The following is a 388-nucleotide window of genomic DNA, read 5'->3' on the forward strand; positions in this document are numbered from 1 at the left end:
GGTTTAAGAGTCCGGGACATAAAGTATCTAGATAAGTGAAAAAAGACAATTTCTATTGAAATAATATAGAAATTGTCTTTTTTATAATTTTTTTGATTATTTTCAGCTCGTTGAGCTGTTACTTTTCTTATATTAAGTGCCATTAGCACAAATCCTAGTTCTCTTTTGGCTTTATTTATCCCTCGAACGGACATTCGAGTGAAACCCAAAATAGCCTTCATAAATCCAAAAACAGGCTCCACATCAATTTTTCTTTGACTGTAGATGGTTTTTATTTTTGGTTCTGAAAGCTTTTTATTAATTTGGGCTTTAAAATATTCCCAATTATAATTTTTCATTATTTTTTTATTCGTTTTTGAATTGTATTTCATGCATTGGTGTCTTAAAG

Annotated in this window: 1 protein-coding gene; it reads right to left on the reverse strand. The window is 28.9% G+C overall.

All coding sequences use genetic code 11. The annotated features are described in order from the left end of the window. Nucleotides 1–388 (reverse strand): transposase (locus tag UU7_RS17910; protein ID WP_157582437.1); only part of this gene is annotated, 388 nt, incomplete at both ends.

Origin of the sequence: Rhodanobacter spathiphylli B39 (genome assembly GCF_000264295.1) — a bacterium.
Taxonomy (GTDB): domain Bacteria; phylum Pseudomonadota; class Gammaproteobacteria; order Xanthomonadales; family Rhodanobacteraceae; genus Rhodanobacter; species Rhodanobacter spathiphylli.